This is a genomic window from Rhizobacter sp. Root404 (assembly GCF_001425865.1).
In the GTDB taxonomy this organism is placed as follows: domain Bacteria; phylum Pseudomonadota; class Gammaproteobacteria; order Burkholderiales; family Burkholderiaceae_C; genus LMDS01.
On record NZ_LMDS01000005.1, the window covers coordinates 687,736 to 700,634 of the forward strand.

General features: G+C 69.1%; 11 protein-coding genes. 3 read left to right on the forward strand and 8 right to left on the reverse strand.

What is annotated here, in order from left to right; genetic code table 11:
• Positions 1-62 precede the first annotated feature (62 nt).
• From grpE to ASC76_RS25910, 4 genes are all read right to left on the reverse strand, one after another.
• Entirely contained in the window at positions 63-602 is a 540-nt protein-coding gene (gene grpE, locus ASC76_RS17335; RefSeq protein WP_056469118.1) for a nucleotide exchange factor GrpE, read from the reverse strand.
• A gap of 100 nt (positions 603-702) precedes the next feature.
• Positions 703-1,134: an RNA-binding S4 domain-containing protein gene (locus tag ASC76_RS17340; protein ID WP_056469121.1), complete on the reverse strand. Its 432-nt coding sequence runs from the start codon at positions 1,132-1,134 to the stop codon at positions 703-705.
• Positions 1,131-2,561 (reverse strand): sensor histidine kinase, encoded by a 1,431-nt coding sequence (locus tag ASC76_RS25905; protein ID WP_235580497.1) that lies wholly within the window; start codon positions 2,559-2,561, stop codon positions 1,131-1,133. Before ASC76_RS25905 ends, ASC76_RS17340 begins: the two co-directional genes overlap by 4 nt.
• Positions 2,558-3,238 carry a response regulator transcription factor gene (locus ASC76_RS25910; protein ID WP_056469124.1) on the reverse strand — a complete coding sequence of 227 codons (681 nt, stop codon included), beginning with the start codon at positions 3,236-3,238 and terminating at the stop codon, positions 2,558-2,560. Before ASC76_RS25910 ends, ASC76_RS25905 begins: the two co-directional genes overlap by 4 nt.
• Positions 3,239-3,355: 117 nt before the next feature.
• Here ASC76_RS25910 and ASC76_RS17355 point away from each other — a divergent pair, with 117 nt between their 5' ends.
• From ASC76_RS17355 to ASC76_RS17365, 3 genes are read left to right on the forward strand one after another with little or no spacing between them, the layout of a single operon-like run.
• Positions 3,356-4,315, forward strand: a complete 960-nt coding sequence (locus ASC76_RS17355; RefSeq protein WP_056471029.1) for a tripartite tricarboxylate transporter substrate binding protein — start codon at positions 3,356-3,358, stop codon at positions 4,313-4,315.
• Between the two features lie 2 nt (positions 4,316-4,317).
• Positions 4,318-4,818: a tripartite tricarboxylate transporter TctB family protein gene (locus ASC76_RS17360; RefSeq protein ID WP_056469127.1), complete on the forward strand. Its 501-nt coding sequence runs from the start codon at positions 4,318-4,320 to the stop codon at positions 4,816-4,818.
• 10 nt (positions 4,819-4,828) lie between these two features.
• Positions 4,829-6,337, forward strand: a complete 1,509-nt coding sequence (locus ASC76_RS17365) for a tripartite tricarboxylate transporter permease (protein ID WP_056469130.1) — start codon at positions 4,829-4,831, stop codon at positions 6,335-6,337.
• Here ASC76_RS17365 and hemH read toward each other — a convergent pair whose 3' ends face one another.
• From hemH to ASC76_RS17385, 4 genes are all read right to left on the reverse strand, one after another.
• A complete protein-coding gene (gene hemH, locus ASC76_RS17370) occupies positions 6,338-7,429 on the reverse strand; it encodes a ferrochelatase (protein ID WP_056469133.1) in 1,092 nt (363 codons plus the stop codon). It abuts the gene before it with no gap.
• On the reverse strand, positions 7,426-8,382 hold the full coding sequence (locus ASC76_RS17375) for an adenylate/guanylate cyclase domain-containing protein (protein WP_056469136.1): 957 nt from the start codon (positions 8,380-8,382) through the stop codon (positions 7,426-7,428). The genes hemH and ASC76_RS17375 overlap by 4 nt, the downstream gene beginning before the upstream one ends.
• A gap of 106 nt (positions 8,383-8,488) precedes the next feature.
• Positions 8,489-10,687: an RNA polymerase sigma factor RpoD gene (gene rpoD / locus ASC76_RS17380; RefSeq protein WP_056469139.1), complete on the reverse strand. Its 2,199-nt coding sequence runs from the start codon at positions 10,685-10,687 to the stop codon at positions 8,489-8,491.
• A gap of 316 nt (positions 10,688-11,003) precedes the next feature.
• Complete coding sequence (locus ASC76_RS17385; protein WP_056469142.1) at positions 11,004-12,893, reverse strand: DNA primase; 1,890 nt, start codon at positions 12,891-12,893, stop codon at positions 11,004-11,006.
• Positions 12,894-12,899 lie beyond the last annotated feature (6 nt).

Sequence of the window (12,899 nt, forward strand, 5' to 3'; positions counted from 1 at the left end):
CTTAACGTGTGGATAAGGTGTGGGCTTTCAAGCCTGAACCTGTGGACTTCTCGCGGCTTTCGTCAGGCAGAGGCCGCGACGGTGACGAGCGCCGGGCGCAGCACGCGGTCGGCGATCAGGTAGCCCTTCTGCAGCACCGTCACCACCGTGTTGGGCTCCTGTGCGGCGGGCACGACGCTGATGGCCTGGTGTTGGTGCGGATCGAACCTGGTACCGGCCGCCGGATTGATCTCGACGACCTTGTTGCGCTCGAGCGCCGAGACCAGCTGGCGCAGCGTGGCATGAACGCCTTCGAGCATCTGCTCGGGCGTGGCGTCGGGCAGCGCGATCGCGGCCTCCAGGCTGTCCTTCACGGGCAGCAGGCTGTCGGCAAAGCCCTCGACGGCGTACTTGCGCGCCTTGGCGATCTCGTCCTCGGCGCGTCGGCGGGTGTTTTCGGCCTCGGCCTTGGCGCGCAGGTAGGCATCGGCCACTTCGGCGTGCTTGGCCTCGAGCTCCTGCAGCCGGGTGTCCGCGTTGGCGGCCGCGCTGTCCTGGGCCGCGGTCGGGTCGGCGGACTCGGGGGCGGGCGGGGAAGAAAAGGTCGGGTCGATGTTCGTCATGGCGTGCAAGGGTTTCCGTAGTCGCCCACATGGGGCGATTGCCCTCAGGTTCAAGAGGGGATTGCAGGATTTTTTGAGGCCGATCGCTCGGCCGGTGCCTTCATTCCGGCTCGACCGACGCACTCCAGCGATTCCAGTCGGCCAACTGGCGCCGGTCGCGCTTGGTCGGGCGACCCTGCTCGATGGCCAGCGACGGTTCGGTATTCAGGCGGCGCTCCAGCGCCTGACGGGTGCGCTGCTCGAGGCTCTCCGGCGTCTCCTCGAACATCTCGGCGGCGAGCGTCGCGGAGCCACGCTGTTCGGTGGCGGCGCGCACCCACACCACGCGGGCGACGGCGCCTTGCTTCAACGCGATCAGGTCACCGACCCGCACCTCGCGCGAGGCCTTGGCCGCCTGGCCGTTGACTTGCACCCGGCCGCGGCCGATCTCGTCGGCGCTCAGGCTGCGGGTCTTGAAGAAGCGGGCGGCCCAGAGCCATTTGTCGAGCCGGACCTTGTCGGCGCCCTTGTCGGTTCGTGGCGATTCTTTCATCGGGGCGGATTGTCGGCGAGCGGGAGCCGCACGGTAGCGTCGAGCCCCTGAACTTGGGCGCGCACCATGCGGTTGTCAAGGGCGAGGGCGCCGCCGAGCGACACGACGATCTCCTGGCAGATCGCCAGCCCCAGACCGGACCCGTGCCGCAGGTCGTGGCCCGGCGCCCCGGGCGCGAACGGCTGGAACAGGCGCTCGCGCTGCTCGCGGGAGATGCCGGGGCCGCTGTCGGCGATCGTCAGCGCCGCGTGGTGCGCGTCGCGCACGATCGAGACCGCCAGGCGCGAGCCGTCGGGCGTGTTCTTGACGGCGTTGTGCAGCAGGTTGCGGGCCAGCTCGCGCAGCGCCCACTCGTGCGCCCGCACCGGCGCCGGCACCGTCTCGAGCGAGAAATCGAGGTGCCGCTCGGCGATCAGCGGCGCCAGGTCGAGCGCGACCGCGCGCACCACCTCGGCCCAGTCGGTCACGGGCGCGTCACCCTGCTGGCGCAGCTGCTCGACCTTGGCGAGCGCGAGCATCTGGTTGGCGAGCTCGGTCGCGCGGTTCACGGTGTGGTCGATTTCCGTGAGCGCCTGCGCCGGCTCGACATCGCCGCGCAGCGCGGACTGCACCTGCGTCTTCAGCACCGCCAGCGGCGTGCGCAGCTGGTGCGAGGTGTCGCGCACGAAGCGCTTCTGGTGTTCGAGCAGGTGGCCCAGCCGCGCCATCACCTGGTTGGTCGCGTCCACCAGCGGCAGCAACTCGCGCGGCGCGTTGCCGAGCGCAATCGGCGTCAGGTCGTTCGCGTGACGGGCGTTGATGCGCTCGCTGAGCACCCGTACCGGCCGGGTCGCGCGGTGCACGACGAGCACGACGACGCCGGCGATCAGCGCGATCAGCGCGGCCTGGCGCCACAGGGTGTCGATCAGGATCTGGCGCGCGAGCGTCTGGCGCAGCTCCAGCGTCTCGGCGACCTGGATCGTCGCCATCCCGCGGCCTTCGGCGCCGGCCACCGGCTGCAGCAGCACCGCGACGCGCACCGGTTGCTGCTGGTAGACGTCGTCGTAGAAGTCGACCAGTGCGGCGTAGGGTCCCTTGGCCGGCACCTGGCCTTTCCAGCCGGGCAGATCCGCGAAGCCGGACACCATCTCGCCGCGGAACCCGCTGACCTTGTAGAACATGCGGCTGCGGTTGTCGGCCTCGAACGGCTCGAGCGCCGAGTACGGCACCGTCGCACCGAGGTGGGCGTCGGCGCCCGCGCCGATCACCTCCAGGTCTTCGCCGATCGTCTTGGCCGACGCGAGCAGCGTGCGGTCGTAGGCGGTGTCGGCCGAGCGCAGGGCCTGCCGGTACAGGCTGACGGTGTTGATCGCCACCACGCCAAGCACCGGCACCAGGATGCCGACCAGCAGCCGGCCGCGCAGCGACAGGCGACCCGCTGCGGTCACGCCGCCGCTTTCAGCAGGTAGCCCAGGCCGCGCAGGGTCACGAGTTGCGCGCCGGTGTGGGCGAGCTTCTTGCGCAGGCGGTAGGCGACGACCTCGATCGCGTCGGACTGCACCTGCGATTCGCCCGGGAACACCAGTTCGGACAGGCGCTCCTTGCTCACCGCCTGGCCGGCCTTCGCCAGCACCGCGCGCAGCAGCGCGGCTTCGCGCGGTGCCAGTTCGAGCGGCTCGCCGCGGTAGTAGATCGCGCCGCTGTCGGCATCGCAGCGCAGGCCGCTGTATTCGGGGCTCGCGTCGGCTTCGGCGTCGGCGGCGCTCGCGTGGCGGCGGGCAAGGGCGCGCACCCGCGCTTCCAGCTCGTCGAGGTCGAACGGCTTGGGCAGGTAGTCGTCGGCGCCGGTGTTCAGGCCGAGGATGCGGTCGCCGACCGTGCCGCGCGCGGTGAGGATCAGCACCGGCGTCTTCAGCCCGGCGGCGCGCGCCTGCTCGAGCACCTGCAGGCCATCGAGCCCCGGCAGGCTCAGGTCCAGCAGCACCACGTCGGGCACGCTGGCCTGCCAGCGGTCGATCGCACGCGCACCGTCGGCACAGCAGACCACCTGCATGCCGCGGCGCTGGAAGGTCCGCTGCAGCGTGGTCTGCATCGCCAGGTTGTCTTCGATCAGCAGCAGCTTCATGCGGCAACGGTAGCAGGCGCGGGCTTCGTGTTTCCCCTAGGCCGGTCGACAGCCGATTGACAGGCTGGCTCGCGAGCATCGACCATCGGTGCCATTCACGCCTACTGGAGACTCATGATGCGTCGCGATACTTTCCTCAAATCCCTCGCCGCGCTCGCCGCAGCGAGCGCGTTGCCCCTGCCCGCGTGGGCGGCAGCGAACCTGAAGATGCTGATCCCCGCCAACCCGGGCGGCGGCTGGGACACCACCGGCCGCGCGCTCGGCAAGGCGCTGATGGACTCCGGCGCCGCGAGCACCGTCAGCTTCGACAACAAGGGCGGCGCGGCCGGCACCATCGGCCTGGCGCAGTTCGTCAACAGCGCCAAGGGCGACGGCAACACGCTGATGGTGATGGGCGCCGTCATGCTCGGCGGCATCATCACCGGCAAGCCGCCGGTGCAGCTCTCGCAGGCCACGCCGATCGCGCGCCTGATCAGCGAGTACAACGTCTTCGTGCTGCCGGCGAATTCGCCGCTCAAGTCGATGAAGGACGTGGTCGAGCAGCTCAAGAAGGACCCGGGCAGCGTCAAGTGGGGCGGTGGTTCGCGCGGATCGACCGAGCACATCGCCGCGGCAATGCTGGCGCGCGAGGTCGGTGTCGACCCGGCCAAGATCAACTACGTGGCGTTCCGTGGAGGCGGTGAGGCGACCGCCGCGATCCTGGGCGGCAACGTCACGGTCGGTGGCAGCGGCCTGTCGGAGTTCTCCGAGTACATCACCACCGGCAAGATGCGCGCGATCGCGATGACTTCCGAGACGCGCCTGAAGGGCGTCGACGTGCCGACGATGAAGGAGCAGGGCTACAACGTCGTGATCGGCAACTGGCGCGGCGTGTACGGCGCCGCCGGCATCACGCCGGAGCAGCGCAAGGCGTTGACCGACATGATCCTGACCGCGACCAAGCACAAGTCCTGGGCCGAGGCGATGGAGCGCAACGGCTGGACCCCGGCGCTGTTGACCGGCCCGGCGTTCGACAAGTTCGTCGACGACGAGTTCGCGTCGCTGCGCGCGATCATGCACAAGTCGGGCATGGTGTAAGCATGACCGTCCGGTTGCCGCAGACGCTGATCGGCGTCGGGACGCTGGTGCTCGCGGCGGTGATGGCCGTGGGTGCCACGCAGATCAGCTCCGAGGCCGGCTACGGCGGCGTCGGGCCGAACTTCGTGCCCTGGGTCGTCGCGGTCGCGCTCGCGCTGTGCGGCGGCCTGCTGATCTGGGAATCCGTCAGCGGCGGCTTTCGCGAGATGGAGGAGCCTTCGGGCGACGAGCGCGGCTACTGGCCCGGCTTCGGCTGGGTCACGGCCGGCATGCTGCTCAATGCGCTGCTAATCACGCGCATCGGCTTCATCCTGAGCTGCACGCTGTGCTTCGTGCTCGCGGTGCGCGGTTACAAGGCGTCGCAGGGCGCGCCGGATTGGTCGCCGCTGGCGTTCGCGAAGGACGCGCTGATCGGCGCCTGCATCGCGGCGCCGGTGTACTGGATGTTCACCAAGCTGCTGGCGATCAACCTGCCTGGCCTGACCGGCAGCGGCTGGATCTGATGGAACCCTGATGGACATCTGGCACCAACTCCTCCAAGGCTTCATCACCGCCGGCACGCCGGTCAACCTGCTGTGGGCGCTGGCCGGCTGCACGATCGGCACCGCGATCGGCGTGTTGCCCGGCATCGGCCCGGCCACCGCGGTCGCGATGCTGCTGCCGATCACGCTGCAGGTCGAGCCCACCGGCTCGATGATCTTCTTCGCCGGCATCTACTACGGCGCGATGTACGGCGGCTCGACGACCTCGATCCTGCTCAACACGCCCGGCGAGGCCGGCTCCATGGTCACCGCCATGGAAGGCAACAAGATGGCCAAGAACGGCCGCGCCGGGGCCGCGCTCGCGACCGCGGCGATCGGCTCGTTCGTCGCCGGCACGATCGGCACGATCGTTGTCACGGTCGCCGCGCCGGTGGTGGCCAAGTACGCGGTGCTGCTCGGGCCGCCCGAGTACTTCATGCTGATGATGCTGGCGTTCGTGACGGTCAGCGCGGTGCTCGGCAAGAGCACGCTGCGCGGCATGACCTCGCTGTTCATCGGCCTGGCGATCGGGCTGATCGGCCTCGACCAGATCAGCGGCCAGGCGCGCTACACGCTGAACGTGCCGGAGATGATGGACGGCATCGAGGTCGTGCTGATCGCGGTCGGCCTGTTCGCGGTCGCCGAGGCGCTGTACGTGATGCTGTACGAGGGCAAGGTCGTCGACACGCAGAACAAGCTGTCGAAGGTCCACATGACCCGCGAGGAATGGAAGCGCTCGTGGCCCGCCTGGCTGCGCGCGACCGCGATCGGCATCCCGTTCGGCACGATCCCGGCCGGCGGCAGCGAGATCCCCACCTTCCTCAGCTACGCGGCCGAACGCAAGCTGTCCAAGCACCCGGAGGAGTTCGGCACCGTCGGTGCCATCGAAGGCGTGGCCGGCCCCGAGGCGGCCAACAACGCCGCGATCACCGCGACGCTGATCCCGCTGCTGACGCTCGGCATCCCGACCTCGAACACCGCCGCGATCCTGCTCGGCGCATTCCAGAACTACGGCATCCAGCCGGGCCCGCAGCTGCTGGACAAGAACTCCGCGCTGGTGTGGGCGCTGATCGCCTCGCTCTACATCGGCAACGTGATGCTGCTGGTGCTGAACCTGCCGCTGGTGGGCATGTGGGTCAAGCTGCTGAAGGTGCCGAAGGCGCAGCTGTACGCCGGCATCCTGATCTTCGCGACGGTCGGCGTGTACGGCATGCGCCAGTCGGCGTTCGATCTGGTGCTGCTTTACGCGATCGGCCTGCTCGGGCTGGTGATGCGGCGCTTCGACTTCCCGGCCGCGCCGGTCGTGATCGGCATGATCCTCGGGCCGCTCGCCGAAGCGCAGATGCGCAACGCGATGTCGATCGGCGAGGGCAAGTGGAGCGTGTTCGTCGAGCGCCCCGGTTCGCTGAGCCTGCTGATCGTCGTGCTGGCGGTGCTGGTGCTGCCGCGCGCGATGAAGCTGCTGCGCAAGCGCCGGCCGGTGGTGGCGGGCGAGGGCTGATCAGGCCGCCGCGCCCGCAGCCAGCGCCCGCTGGCGCTGCTTCTCGCGCGCTTCCGGGTCGTCGGCCACGGTCGTCGGCCAGCCCTGCATGTGCTGGATCGCGATGGCGGACAGCGCCGCGATCCACTCGTGCTGGTCGTTCAGGCAGGGCAGGTAGTTGAATTCCGCGCCGCCTGCCTTCAGAAAGGCCGCGCGGCCTTCCTGGTCGATCTCCTCGAGCGTCTCCAGACAGTCGGAGGTGAAGCCGGGGCACAGCACGTCGACCCGCTTGACGCCCTGCTGGGCGAGCGCGATCAGCGTGGGCTCCGTGTACGGCTGCAGCCACTCGGCGCGGCCCAGGCGGCTCTGGAAGGTCACGACCATGTCGTCCTTGCGCAGTGCGAGCCGTTCGCCGAGAAGCCGCGCGGTCTTCAGGCACTCGCAGTGGTACGGGTCCCCGAGCGCGAGGGTGCGCCGCGGCACGCCGTGGAAGCTGAGCAGCAGCTTGTCGGGTCGGCCGTGCGACATCCAGTGGTCCTCGACCCGCTTGGCGAGCGCGGCGATGTAGCCGGCATCGTCGTGGTAGCGGTTGACGAAGCGCAGTTCCGGCACGTGGCGCGCCTGCTGCGCCCAGGCGTAGACGGCGTCGCCGACGCTGGCGGTCGTCGTCGCCGAATACTGGGGATAGAGCGGCAGCACGAGCACGCGCGTCGCCCCCTGGGCCTTCAGCTCGTCCATCACCGAGGCGATCGACGGGTTGCCGTAACGCATCGCGTAATGCACCGTGACGGTGTGGCCGCGCTGCCCGAGGTAGCCGCGCAGCAGCTTGGCCTGCTTCTCGGTCCAGACCTTCAGCGGCGAGCCCTCCGGCGTCCAGATGCTGGCGTACTTGCGGGCCGACTTGGCGGGGCGCGTGCGCAGAATCACGCCGTGCAAGATCATCAGCCAGAGCAGGCGCGGGATCTCGACGACGCGCCGGTCGCTCAGGAATTCGGCGAGGTAGCGGCGCACCGCCGCCGGGGTCGGCGCGTCGGGCGTGCCCAGGTTGCAGAGCAGGACGGCCGTGCGCGAGGGGTCGCCGTGGCGGTAGGCCGGTTCGGGCGCGAAGCTCATCGGGCGCCGAACTCGGACGGCGGGCCGCGGTGCGTGTCGGCGAACTTCAGGATCTCGAAGCGCACGCACGGGCTGGCCGGGTCGGACGGCGGGGCGCCCAGACCGATCGTGCCGCTGCCGTGGAGCGTGCAACTGCCGCGGCGCAGGCCGATGATTTCCGGGTCGTGATCGAAGCGCACGTAGGTTCCGTTGTAGGAGAGGTCGGTGAGCTGGAAGGTGCCGCCGTGCCAGACGATCCGGGCATGCGAGCGGGACACCCGGGTGTCGTCGATGATGTAGGTCGCCTGCGGGCTGCGGCCCAGGATCACCGGCAGGCTGGGCCCGGCGTAGATCCGGTTCTGATCGAGCCAGACGAGGCGGATGCCCTCCGGCTCCGGCGAGAACACCAGCATCTCGCCGTAGGCCGTGGTCGCGGTGTCGCCGAAGCGGCGCGAGCCTTCGAGCAGGTACACGTGCACCGGCTCGACCCGGCCGCGCAGCTGCATGCGGTCCAGGCTGCGGAAGCGCGCCTGCTCCAGGTCGGGCAACGCGCCGAGCACGACCGCGGTCACCAGCGTCTCGTTGTCGCCGGCGTGATCGAGCAGGCGGGCCGCCACGTTGACGGCGTCGCCGAAGACGTCGCCGGACATCTCGATCACCTCGCCATGCGCCAGGCCGACCTGCAGCTTCAGCGGCACCGATCGACCCGAGCCTGCGGGCGAGCCGATGCGCTCCAGCGATTCGTGCAGCTCGACGGCCGCCGCCACCGCCTGCGCCGGCCCGTCGAACATCGCCATCAGGCCGTCGCCGAGGGTCTTGACGACGCGCCCGCCGTGGTGGCCGACGATCTGCGCGAGCAGCGCCACGCTCTGCGTGACGACCGCGGTGGCGTCGGCATTGCCGAGCGTCTCGTACATCGAGGTGCTGCCGCGCAGGTCGGCAAACAGGACGGACCGTTCGACGATCTGGGTCATGCGGAATGCGCGGGGCGGGCCATCCGCGGAGTTTAAGGGCGGCGGCCGCGGCGCCAACGAAAAAGGCCCCGTGCTGCCACGGGGCCCCTGCGGTCGAACGTCTGACTTACAGCGTGTCGAGATAGGTGCGCAGCTTGTCCGAACGGCTCGGGTGCTTGAGCTTGCGGATCGCCTTGGCCTCGATCTGGCGGATGCGCTCGCGCGTCACGTCGAACTGCTTGCCGACTTCTTCCAGCGTGTGATCGGTCGACATCTCGATGCCGAAGCGCATGCGCAGCACCTTGGCCTCGCGCGGGGTCAGCGAGTCGAGGATGTCCTTGACCACATCGCGCAGGCCGGCCTGCATCGCGGCCTCGATCGGCGCGGTGTTGTTGGTGTCCTCGATGAAGTCGCCCAGGTGCGAATCGTCGTCGTCGCCGATGGGGGTCTCCATCGAGATCGGCTCCTTCGCGATCTTCATGATCTTGCGGATCTTGTCTTCCGGGATTTCCATCTTCTCGGCCAGTGTCGGCGCGTCCGGCTCGAAGCCGAATTCCTGCAGGTGCTGGCGCGACAGGCGGTTCATCTTGTTGATCGTCTCGATCATGTGGACCGGGATGCGGATCGTGCGCGCCTGGTCGGCGATCGAGCGGGTGATCGCCTGGCGGATCCACCATGTCGCGTAGGTCGAGAACTTGTAGCCCCGGCGGTATTCGAACTTGTCGACCGCCTTCATCAGGCCGATGTTGCCTTCCTGGATCAGGTCCAGGAACTGCAGGCCGCGGTTGGTGTACTTCTTCGCGATCGAGATCACCAGGCGCAGGTTGGCCTCGATCATTTCCTTCTTCGCGTCGCGGCTGGCCTTCTCGCCCTCGTTCATGCGCTTGTTGATGCGCTTGAGGTCGTCCAGCGGCACCACGGCGCGGGCCTGCTGGTCGGTCAGCTTCTTCTGCAGCTCCTGCACCGGCGGCAGGTTGCGCGCGAGGATCGCGCTGTACGGCTTGCCCGACGCGACTTCCTTCTCCGCCCACTTCAGGTTCAGGATATTCGGCGGGAAGTGCTTGATGAAGTATTCCTGCGGCATGCCGCACTTGTCGACCAGGATCTTGCGCAGCTCGCGCTCGTAGCGGCGCACGTCGTCGACCTGCGAACGCAGGATGCCGCACAGCTTCTCGATCGTCTTGACCGTGAAGCGGATCGTCATCAGCTCGCTGCTGATCGCCTGCTGGGCCTTGTTGTAGGCCGGCGACTGGTAGCCGTCCTTCTCGAACGCCTTGCGCATCTTGTCGAAGTTGACGCCGAGCGTCTCGAACTTGACCAGCGCCGCGGTCTTCAGCTCCTCGAGTTTCTTGGTCAGCGCCTTGCTGCCGCCCTGACCGTCGTCGTCGTCTTCCTCGTCGAAGAAGTCGACGTCTTCCTCGGCCACGTAGTCGTCCGCCTCGTCTTCGGAGACGAATCCGTCGACGGCTTCGGAGATCTTCATGTCGCCGGCGCGGATGCGATCGGCGTAGCTGAGGATCTCGGCGATCGTGGTCGGCGACGCGCTGATCGCGTACATCATCGCCTGCAGCCCGCCCTCGATGCGCTTGGCGATCTCGATCTCGCCCTCACGCGTCAGCAGCTCGACCGTGCCCATCTCGCGCATGTACATGCGCACCGGGTCGGTGGTGCGGCCGAACTCGCTGTCGACGGTCGACAGCGCCGCCTCGGCGGCTTCTTCGGCTTCTTCCTCGGTGGCGGTGGTCGTGCCGCCGCCGGCGATCAGCAGCGTGGCGGCATCGGGCGCCTGCTCGTAGACCGCGATGCCCATGTCGTTGAGCATCGACACGATCGCCTCGAGGATCTCGTTGTCGACCAGCTTCTCGGGCAGGTGGTCGTTGATTTCCTGGTGGGTCAGGAAGCCGCGCGTCTTGCCCATCTTGATGAGCGTCTTCAGCTCCTGGCGGCGCTTGGTGGCTTCTTCTTCGGTCAGCGCCGTTTCTTCCAGGCCGAACTCGCGCATCAGCGCGCGCTCCTTGGCGCGCGACACCTTCATGCGCAGCGGCTTGGCCTTGACCTTGGTCTCGTCGGTGGCGGCCTCGACTTCGGGCTCGCCTTCCAGGTCGGACTCGAGGTCGGACAGGTCGACGTCGCTGTCCTCGCCCTTCTTGGCCTTCTCGTCCACCTTGGGTTTGCGCCCTGGCTTGCCCTTGGCGACCGGCTCGGCCTTGGCGACCGGCTTGGTGGCCTTCGCGACGCTCTTGGTGGCCGCGACAGCGGGCTTCGCGGCGGCAGCCTTCTTGGTTTCGGGCGCAGGGGCGGCGGGGGCGGTCTTCTTCGCGGTCATGCAAATCCTTGGATGGTGTGAGGCCGACGTTGCGACAGCCCATTCATCGACTTGCGCACGATCGCGCGCAAATCAAGTCCGGCGGGCCGACAACGGCGTGGTACGCCGCGGCGACGTCGGTCGCATCGGCGGGTCCCTGCGGGCAAGCTCGGGTGATCATTTGGCGTGCAGTCCTTGCAGGAAAATTTGGCCTGAAACCCGCTGGGGGACCCTGGTTCAAAGGGTGGCCGGGGCCTGGAGGTGCTGCTGTCACGCTTAGCCGCGCTAACGTCAACCGAGGATTATACCGCCACGCCCCGCAATTTGCCAATGGCAATCACGCTTTCAGGCGCCGGCGCTCATCCATCAGCTCGCGGCTGCGGCGCAGCGAATCGGGCGATTGCGTCCCCGAATCGAACAGCGACTTCAGCTCCTCGTCGACCGCGTTCAGGCGCAGCTTGGTGACGACGAGCGAGAGCTCGTGGCCGATGTCGGCCTCTGGCTCCGGATCGTGGAACGCGGCGATCCGCGCCAGCACCGCGGCCGCGCCGGGGTCGTCCGGCGGCGCCTGGGCCCGCAACTCGTCCAGCATGGCTGCCGGCGCGAGCGGCCCGTGCTCGTGGACGCAACGTTCGATCGCGCCGAACAGCGCGTCGTAGGGCGCCGGCTGGCCCGCCAGCAGGTCATGGGCGCCACCGTCGAGCCGAGCCCAGACCTCGCTGCGTTGCAGCAGCAGCCAGATCGCCCGGTCGAGCAGGTTCGCCGCACCCTTGCTGACGCGGCCGGGACGGCGCGCCGGCGGTCGCGACGGCGCCACCGCGTGGGCGGCAGGGCGCACCGGCGCGTGGCCCCATTGGCGCGCCAGCTGGTCGACGTCGTCGCGCGCGGCGGCGGCGATGTCCGCGAGCAGCTGGCGCTTCAGCGTGCCATCGGGCAGGGCGCTCCACCAGGGCTTGGCGTTCGCGAGCATGTGGGCGCGGCCCTCGGCGGTGGCCAGATCGCAGCCTTCGCCGGCCGCCTCGATCAGCTGGCGCGACAGCGGCACCGATTGCGCGATGCACGCCTCGAACGCCTCGGCGCCGAACTCGCGCACGTACGAATCGGGGTCGTGCTCCGGTGGCAGGAACAGGAAGCGGATCGTGCGCGTGTCGCTCGCGTGCGGCAGGCTGGCCTCGAGCGCGCGCCCGGCGGCGCGGCGCCCGGCCTTGTCGCCGTCGAAGCTGAACACCACCGACTCAGTGAAGCGGAACAGCTTGTGCAGGTGGTCCGGTGTGCACGCGGTGCCGAGCGTGGCCACCGCGTTGCCGAAGCCCGACTGGGCCAGCGCGACCACGTCCATGTAGCCCTCGACGACCAGGGCGTAGCCGCGCTGGCGGATCGCCACGCGGCCCTCGAACAGCCCGTACAGCTCGCGGCCCTTGCTGAACACTGGCGTTTCCGGGGAGTTCAGGTACTTGGGCTCGCCGCGATCGAGCACGCGCCCGCCGAAGCCGATCACGTCGCCCTGGACCGAGCGGATCGGGAACATGATGCGGTCGCGGAAGCGGTCGTATCGCTTCGTGGATGGAGCCCCTCGGCCGGCGGGTACGTCGTCCGATCCCCCGGGGGAATCGGGACCTTGGGGCGGCCCGGCGCTCGGCCCAGTTGCCTCGTCATCCGACAGCTTGGCGATCACGAGACCGCTCTCCTCGAGCAGCGGATCGTCATAGCTCGGGAACACGCTGGCCAGGCTGCGCCAGCCGTCGGGTGCGTAGCCGAGGCCGAATTGCGCGGCGATCTCGCCGCTCAGGCCGCGGCCCTTCAGGTAGTCGATCGCGCGCGGGCTCTGGCGAAGGTGCCTTCGGTACGCGTCGGCGGCCTTGGCGAGCACGTCGCTGAGGGTGCTGCGCCGCTGCTTCTGGGCCGCCGCCTGATCGCGCTCGGCCGCCGAGACGTTCTCCTCGGGCACCTGCAGGCCGGCCTGCTGGGCCAGGTCGCGCACCGCGTCGAGAAAGCTCATGCCACTGTACTCGGTCAGGAACTTGATCGCGTCGCCGCTCGCGCCGCAGCCGAAGCAGTGATAGAACTGCTTGCTCGGGCTGACCGAGAAGCTCGGCGACTTCTCGCCATGGAAGGGGCACAGCCCCATCAGGTTCGCGCCGCCCTTCCTCAGCTGCACGTGGCGGCCGACGATCTCGACGATGTCGACGCGCGAGAGCAGGTCCTGGATGAAGGCGGGCGGGATCACGCGACA